The following is a 7,736-nucleotide window of genomic DNA, read 5'->3' on the forward strand; positions in this document are numbered from 1 at the left end:
ACGTCGATGAGTCTTGCAGGTCATTTCCCTTTGTGTGTTTTCCTGTAAGATATACGATTTCGTATAGGTTTCCCCGTTTTTACGGCGGGTCACCCAGCATCGCCGCCACCTCTGGTTCACTGCATTCCGGGCTGGACTTTGCCTGCAGGCCCTTCGGATTCTTCCTTACGGAAGACACCCTGCCCTTCCGGCAACCTTCGGTTGCCGGAAGTCTGCTTCGGCTACGGCACTTTAAAGGGTAAAGTCACCGGGTGGATTTGAACCACCTAGATAGTGCGACTGTGAGGCGCACACAAAAAACCGGTGAAATCATCACCGGTAGTAAAGAGCATATTTGAGATATACATGTAAAATAAAACTCATTTTTCCTGCGTTAACTATAAAATTAATATAGCACGGAAATGTCAAGATAGCAAGCATTTTTATGGAAATTGAAGCAAATCAATAGCATATCCCCACCCCAGCGGCAAAGTTGGATCAACAGAGGGCGTAATTCCATTTTAACTCAGCCATCGACAATGTTATCATCTTCTGCACGAAGGAGGTGCACTAGATGCAAATTGAAGTCAAAGATATCCGAAAAACGTTCAAGGTGTACAAACGGCCCGAAGGAAAGTGGGGGCTGCTGAAGGGAGCTTTTATGCGCAATGTGACTCAAGTGGAAGCGCTTGGGGGAATCAGCTTTGAGATTAATCAAGGTGAGCTTGTCGGGTACATCGGGCCTAACGGTGCCGGCAAATCCACTACGGTCAAGGTGATGAGCGGCATCCTTACACCAGACAGCGGTGAGTGCACCATTATGGGCAAGGTTCCCTGGAAGAGCCGTGTAGAGCATGTGTCCAAAATCGGTGTCGTGTTCGGGCAGCGCTCCCAGCTATGGTGGGATGTACCGGTGGCCGACTCTTTTGATGTGCTCAAGGATATCTATGCCATTCCCCCGGGTGATTACAAGACAAGACTTGCCGAACTGACGGCAACCCTTGGTGTGGAAGCGCTTTTAAAGACGCCAGTCCGGCAGCTCTCGCTTGGGCAGCGGATGCGTTGCGAGTTGGTGGCTGCCCTGCTGCACCGGCCCAAAATCCTCTTCCTGGATGAGCCTACCATCGGCCTCGATGCGGTATCCAAGCTTGCGCTCCGGAACTTTTTGAAGGAGGAAAACCGTAAGTACGGGGTAACCATGGTGCTGACCACCCATGATATGGACGACATTGAAGCGCTCTGTGAACGGGTGATGGTCATAGGGCACGGACAACTGCTGTACGACGGACCGCTGGGCGGCCTGCAGGAGAAATATGCTCCAGAAGTGATTATGAAGGTGAATACGGATGCCATGATCGCTGCGATGTATAACGACCTGTCGCTGGTATAACAACTTTTAGGAGGTGTGAAATGAATTTTCGGAATACCTGTAAGGCCAGCAGTTCCCTCTTCCGCATCCGTATGGCCGAAGGGCTGCAATACCGGGCTTCTGCTATATCCGGCGTGTTTGTAAGTGTCTTCTGGGGTTTCCTGGAGTGCGTACTGTTCACCGTATTTTATACATACAGCGATAACGGAGCCTGGAATAATAACGGTCTATCCTTATCCCAAACCATATCCTACGTATGGCTGGCTCAAGGCCTGTTTATCTTGCAATCCATGAATATTGACGGCGAGATTATGGCCAAAATCAACAACGGTGATGTCGGTGTGGAGCTGTGCCGCCCGATGAATCTGTACACGCATTGGTTCGTCAAAAGCTCAGCAGGCAAGCTTGGAACCTCCTGGCTCCGCAGCCTCGCCACCATCCTGGCCGGATTGATGATGCCTGTCAGCTACGCGCTGGGAGCTCCTGCATCTGCTCTTGGATTTGCCTGTTTTCTTCTGTCAGTTGTGATGGCCTTTGTGCTGTGCTCCGCCTTTGCCATGTTCGTCACCGCTATACGTTTGAACATCACCTGGGGTGATGGCCCAACGTATATGCTATTGCTGTTCAGCGGGATATTGTCCGGCACTTATCTTCCTCTCCGTCTCTGGCCTGACTTTATGCAGACCTTTCTGTATCTCCAGCCCTTTGGCGGGTTCGCAGATATACCGGTTCAGCTGTATATCGGCAGTCTCGCGCCATCGGGTGCCCTGCCTGCAATCGGGTTACAGCTTTTTTGGAGTGCCCTCTTTATATTCGCCGGACGTTCCATCATGACCCGCAAGCTAAAAAGTATTATCGTGCAGGGAGGGTGAACCAAAGGATGATTGCTGAAGGCAAAATCTATTTCAAATATTTGCGGATGCATCTGTTGTCGGGGATGGAATATAAAGGCTGGTGGCTGATGCTGATCCAGGTGCTTGTTGTGGTCATTTCGGACCCCATCGCCACCGTGCTGCTCTTCTCACGCTTCGGCAATATCGGAGAATGGACTGTAGCCCATATTATTCTGGTCTACTCACTGGCTGTAGCTTCCTTTGGACTTGCGGAGAGCCTATGCCGCGGCTTTGATTATTTTCCCTGGCAGATGCTGCGCTCCGGTGACTTTGACAGATTGCTACTCCGTCCCCGCTCCCTGTTCGTCCAGGTCGCAGCGTCCAGGTTCCATCTGCACCGTCTGGTCCGTCCCATCACGGGAATCTGCGCGGCAGGCTGGGCGCTCTCAGAGCTTGGCGTTTCACTAACCTTGGGGAAGATCGGCATTCTGACCATGGCCCTGGCAGGCGGGTGCATTATGTATTGCGGGGTATTCGTGCTTACCTCGGGGCTCGCATTCTTTACCATCAAAGGCCTGGACTGGATCTATATCCTGACCAATGCCAGCTATCAAATCACCCGCTGCCCCGAGCCCTACATGCCTAAGGCGCTGAAGTCCATGTTCAGCTTTGTGCTGCCTATGCTGTTTATCAGCTTCTATCCTGCGGCCACGGTGTGCGGCTGGGGTTATCCTGAGTGGCTAGGCTATCTGTCCCTTCCTGCCGGAGCTGTGTTCCTGGGCGTGTCGCTGCTGGTCTGGCGTTTTGGGGTAAGGCATTATAAGAGCACGGGGAGCTGATGTTTCGAGAGTATGCTATTCAAACCATAATCGCCCCCCTGTAGGTTCATAGCAAATAAGCTGGTGAAAGAACCGCAAGTTTTTAACTAATGTGAGCTCAAATGCTTGCGGTATCCCTCCACCTTTTCCTCCCGGTAGCCCATCGACTCATAAAAGACATGCGCTTCCTTACGCTTCTCACCCGAGACGAACATGATGTAATAGCAGTCTTTTTCGTGAGCGATGGACTCCAGGGCAGATATAAGCTTTTTGCCGAGGCCTTGGCGCCGTGCCCGGGAAGAGACAACCACATTCTCAATCACCATAAACGGCCGGCAATCGCCAACGAGATCCTGGCACACGATGCCCATCATTGAACCCAGCAGTTCCCCATCCACATAAGCTCCCAACAGTATGTAACGGCTATCCGCCTGAATTGAACAAAATACCTCCTCCAGCTTCTTCGGGTCCGAAGGACGGTCGATCAGCTCATGGTAGAGCTTGTTCAGTGCATCAAGGGATTCGAATTCAATTTCTTTAATAGTGACCATATGCAGGCCCCCGCTTTCTGTTAATTGATCAAGCTATTCTTTTTCATACATATATAGCTTTCCATTCTGGGGATGAAGCATCCTTCTGCCCTTGAAGCCCCTTCGCCGCAGCTCACGTTCCAGCAGTTTCATAAAAGCACCATGACTGACCATTAGCACATTACCAGCCTGCTCCTCTCTTTCAAGAGAATCTAAAAGCATGTTGGCCCTTGTCTTTGCGTTCAACCTGTTCTCTGGCTGTGAGTGATGCCCCAAGGCCCAGCATAATCTCCCCAAAGTGAGCCAGCACGAAACGGGAAGCCTGAAGCCAGGTAGCTTAACGGCGGCAATGCCAATCTCTCTCAGTAGCGCTGTAAAAATAACATCGCCACTATGTAAGCTTCGTGCAGTTTGTGCGGCTCTGGCCTGATCGCTGCTTAGACACTTGTTCCATTCTTGACCACCGTTCCTGGCATAGTCAGTTTGCAGAAGATCTGCTTGTTCATATTGCAATATCCACTCGTTAAACTGCTCTGCAGACATCCAAATCTGCCGAGGTGGCGGCTTTACTTTGTAATGCCTGACTAGTCCGATTTTCATAAGCTCCACGCCCGCCCTTTTACTGAAAATAATTGTACTTAGACTCAGCATTATATTCTTTAAGCACAGCCTCCACTCGCTCTTCGACAGTCATATCCCCTTCCAGTCTCAATACAGGACATTGTAGCTGCGACATCCATTCCTCATGAAGGACCCTGCTTCTGACTTCCGGACCCGCTGTATCGTACAAAGCCGCCCATTCCATAAAGGTCTGCACCTCATTGAACATGCTGCCGCCAGGCAAACTTTCCGCACCATACCTCAAAGCTTCCCTTGCTCGCAGGCGTTCGAGCCGGATTTCCCCGGGAATCCACAGAAAGACAACCAGATCAAACCAGGGACGCAGCCCGTCACCCCAACCACAAACGGCACCAGACAATATCCATGGCTCCTTCTGGTCGAGATCACGGTGGATCGTACGCAGCCTTTCATTAATCTCCGTCTGTATGGTATATTTATGCGCCCAGAAATAATCATCGCTGTCCAAATGCAAATGTGGCAGATGCTCAGCCAAAGCCCGGCCCAATGTACTGGTTCCAGAGCCTGACGCTCCCATAATATGAATTTTGCTGTACATGTACCCTCCTATATATGCGTTAAGTAGACCGTGTAACAAATCATGCATATATTCAAAAAAAGATACAGCGATACTTCTCACTGTACCTTTTTTCTATATCCGGTCTCACTCCGAAATGTCTGGTGGAATTCTCCGTGCGATACCCGTTGCGATTGCGGCCCGAATCACCGCGTCCCGTATCCCTTCGACCACTTTCTCATTAAAAATACTCGGGATGATATATTGCTCATTTAGCTCATCCGGGTGAACTACAGAAGCAATCGCCTGCGCAGCAGCCAGCTTCATCTCCAGATTGACCGTTTTGGCCCTGCAATCCAGTGCCCCGCGAAAAATCCCGGGAAAGCAAAGCACATTATTGATCTGATTCGGATAATCACTTCTTCCGGTAGCCACTACCCGGGCATAGGGCTCAGCCAGCTCCGGCTCAATCTCAGGGGTCGGGTTAGCCATGGCGAACACGATGTTATCCTCCGCCATACTCTGAACATGCTCTACTTTCAGGATGCCTCCGCTAGAGACGCCAATGAACACATCCGCCTCCCGTATGGCCTCCGTCAGTCCTCCAGTCAGCCCCTCAGGATTGGTTGCCCCGGCAAGCCAGCTCCACTCCGCATTGTCATAACTCTGCTCCTTGTGCAGAATGCCTGCCCGGTCAACAGCATAGATCTTCTGTGCACCCGCTGCCAGCAGCAGACGGCAGATCGAAACGCCTGCTGCTCCGATGCCAACAACGACAATCCGGCAATCCTCTACTCTTTTCCCAACCACTTTTAGCGCATTCAACAGACCGGCCAAAGCTACAACTGCCGTCCCATGCTGATCATCATGAAACACCGGAATATCCAGTTCAGCGGACAGCCGCCGTTCAATCTCAAAGCAGCGGGGAGAGCTGATGTCCTCCAGGTTAATCCCACCAAACCCGGCAGCAACCGCTTTCACAATACGGATGATCTCCTCTGGATCTTTGGTATTCAGGCATAGCGGAAAAGCATCGATCTCTGCCAGCTGCTTGAACAGCATCGCTTTGCCTTCCATCACAGGCATCGCCGCTTCCGGCCCAATATCGCCGAGACCCAGTACCGCGGTGCCGTCGGTAACGACAGCTACCGTATTTCTTTTCATCGTTAGTGAATAGGCTCTCCCCGGGTCCTCAGCAATAGCCATACAGACACGCGCCACACCAGGTGTGTAGACCAGCGACAGATCCTCCCGGTTCTTGATCGGCATCTTTGGGGTGATCTCTATTTTGCCGCCGATATGAGCAAGAAAGGTTCTGTCCGATACATTGATGACTTTAATCCCCGGCATGTCTGTAAGTACCGTAATAATCTTGTCATTTGAAGCATCCTGCACATTTACCGTAATATCCCGCGTCGTTACATCCTTGCCTGCGCGAATCACGTCAATGGCCACAATATCGCCACCAACCGCAGCCAGCCTCGAAGCCACATCCCCAAAGGTCGCAACCGACTTGCGGATTTCCAGCCGGATAATCATCGTTGTTGCAATCGACATAGAGTTACCCTCCTTGATCTAAGCAATCTATGTCCAATATACTACAGTTCACACTTTATACATAATTGTATTCTTAAATTTCGGATTCCCACGTTTTACCGGTTGCCTTTGATATAATCTGAACATCTGACCTTAGAAACTATACATCCAGGAGGAATAGCATTGGCCGTTTCCGTATCCGAATTCACTGAATACTTAGAGAAATATGTATCCTTTTTAATTATTGAAAAGAACCTTTCCCCGAAGTCCATCAAAGCCTACATGTCCGACCTTAACATGCTCCACAACTGGTTAACCGAAAATGAGGTGGACGCTATTACAAGCGACATCCTCCATCATTACTTCCATAGCTTCAACAGTGCAGGCATGCTTAAAGATTCCACGATCAAGAGAAAGTACATATCGATTAAGTCATTTTTTTTATTTTTGGTCCATAAAAATTGGATTGAACAATCCCCGCTCCACAACTTCGGGAAAAAGTTCAAAACCGCCAAAAGAATTCCCAAGACACTGGCCGTTGAAGAAATTGAACGCTTGCTGCAATCTCCGTTGATCGACCGGAAGCAATTGACCACGCCGTTTCGCACCCGTCTGTCCATCCGCAACGATGCCATTATCGATTTATTATTTTCAACAGGCATTCGTATTGGAGAGCTTGCACAAATTCATCTGCAGGATATCGACTTAAAGAATCAGGTGGTTGTTATTTTCGGCAAAGGGCGCAAAGAGCGGCTGCTCTATCTGTCCAGCTCCGAGCTAATCGGCAAGCTCAACGACTGGATGGAGATCAGAGAGCAGTTCCGTCCGAAGAACGATACCTTGTTCGTTAATAAATACGGCCAGGCCTTGTCGATTTACGGAGTTGAAGATATTTTTGCCAAATACAGAAAGTTAGCCAGCATTAACGAAAAGGCAACGCCTCACTACCTCAGGCATTCCTTCGCCACTCAGCTGCTGGAGAACGGAGCCGACCTCCGCGCCGTCCAGGAAATCCTCGGCCACTCCAGCGTAAGCACCACCGAAATCTACACCGAGGTCTCAGTCAAACGAAAGCGGGACGTCCTCTCCCAATTCAACCCCAGAAACCGGCTGGAGACCTCCAAATAACTACGAATTATTTGGGGGTAGTTTATAATATCACAGAACAATTATGACTTTGATTTCTTCATTAGTTATTCTAAAGAATCTCTAGTAGATATAGTCATTCCTTTGATTAAGCATCTAGAAAAGTTTGGTTTGAAGATTTGGTTTTACAAAGATAACATTACCTTAGGGAAGAATATTCATCACGAACTTGATCAGAGTCTGAACATGTGCAAGAACTGGATAGGGGCAATAACAGTAATAGATGATGGTTACTTCAAAAAGGATTGGTGTGTTAAAGAATTCGAATATTTTCTGAGTAATAATATACCCATTTTCCCTGTAACATTTTTTAAACAAACAAAGTTGAGCGAATATAACGATTTATTGCGTTCTCTTGAAAACGAACCCATATTATTTAGTGGTAATAAA

Annotated in this window: 10 protein-coding genes; 6 read left to right on the forward strand and 4 right to left on the reverse strand. The window is 49.3% G+C overall.

The window, feature by feature from the left end:
• The 4 genes from A3848_RS32710 to A3848_RS24270 form a co-directional block, all read left to right on the forward strand.
• On the forward strand, positions 1-242 hold a 242-nt coding region (locus tag A3848_RS32710; protein ID WP_208619429.1), incomplete at its 5' end, for a hypothetical protein.
• A 311-nt stretch (positions 243-553) separates the two neighbouring features.
• Positions 554-1,369, forward strand: a complete 816-nt coding sequence (locus A3848_RS24260; protein WP_074087466.1) for an ABC transporter ATP-binding protein — start codon at positions 554-556, stop codon at positions 1,367-1,369.
• 20 nt (positions 1,370-1,389) lie between these two features.
• Positions 1,390-2,220: an ABC transporter permease gene (locus tag A3848_RS24265; protein WP_074087467.1), complete on the forward strand. Its 831-nt coding sequence runs from the start codon at positions 1,390-1,392 to the stop codon at positions 2,218-2,220.
• Positions 2,217-3,020: an ABC transporter permease gene (locus A3848_RS24270; protein WP_143192206.1), complete on the forward strand. Its 804-nt coding sequence runs from the start codon at positions 2,217-2,219 to the stop codon at positions 3,018-3,020. The genes A3848_RS24265 and A3848_RS24270 overlap by 4 nt, the downstream gene beginning before the upstream one ends.
• A gap of 86 nt (positions 3,021-3,106) precedes the next feature.
• Here A3848_RS24270 and A3848_RS24275 read toward each other — a convergent pair whose 3' ends face one another.
• The 4 genes from A3848_RS24275 to A3848_RS24290 form a co-directional block, all read right to left on the reverse strand.
• Positions 3,107-3,550 (reverse strand): GNAT family N-acetyltransferase, encoded by a 444-nt coding sequence (locus tag A3848_RS24275; RefSeq protein WP_074087469.1) that lies wholly within the window; start codon positions 3,548-3,550, stop codon positions 3,107-3,109.
• Between the two features lie 33 nt (positions 3,551-3,583).
• Complete coding sequence (locus A3848_RS24280; protein WP_083612359.1) at positions 3,584-4,180, reverse strand: histidine phosphatase family protein; 597 nt, start codon at positions 4,178-4,180, stop codon at positions 3,584-3,586.
• Positions 4,149-4,706 carry an ATP-binding protein gene (locus A3848_RS24285; protein ID WP_074087470.1) on the reverse strand — a complete coding sequence of 186 codons (558 nt, stop codon included), beginning with the start codon at positions 4,704-4,706 and terminating at the stop codon, positions 4,149-4,151. The genes A3848_RS24280 and A3848_RS24285 overlap by 32 nt, the downstream gene beginning before the upstream one ends.
• Positions 4,707-4,811: 105 nt before the next feature.
• Positions 4,812-6,221 (reverse strand): NAD-dependent malic enzyme, encoded by a 1,410-nt coding sequence (locus tag A3848_RS24290; protein WP_074087471.1) that lies wholly within the window; start codon positions 6,219-6,221, stop codon positions 4,812-4,814.
• A gap of 162 nt (positions 6,222-6,383) precedes the next feature.
• On the opposite strand from A3848_RS24290, the gene A3848_RS24295 reads away from it, so the two are divergent.
• Positions 6,384-7,328, forward strand: a complete 945-nt coding sequence (locus tag A3848_RS24295; protein ID WP_074087472.1) for a tyrosine-type recombinase/integrase — start codon at positions 6,384-6,386, stop codon at positions 7,326-7,328.
• Positions 7,329-7,388: 60 nt separating this feature from the next.
• A partial coding sequence (locus tag A3848_RS24300) for a toll/interleukin-1 receptor domain-containing protein (RefSeq protein ID WP_256702545.1) occupies positions 7,389-7,736 on the forward strand: 348 nt, incomplete at its 3' end.

Origin of the sequence: Paenibacillus sp. P32E (assembly GCF_001909085.1) — a bacterium.
In the GTDB taxonomy this organism is placed as follows: domain Bacteria; phylum Bacillota; class Bacilli; order Paenibacillales; family Paenibacillaceae; genus Paenibacillus_AQ; species Paenibacillus_AQ helianthi.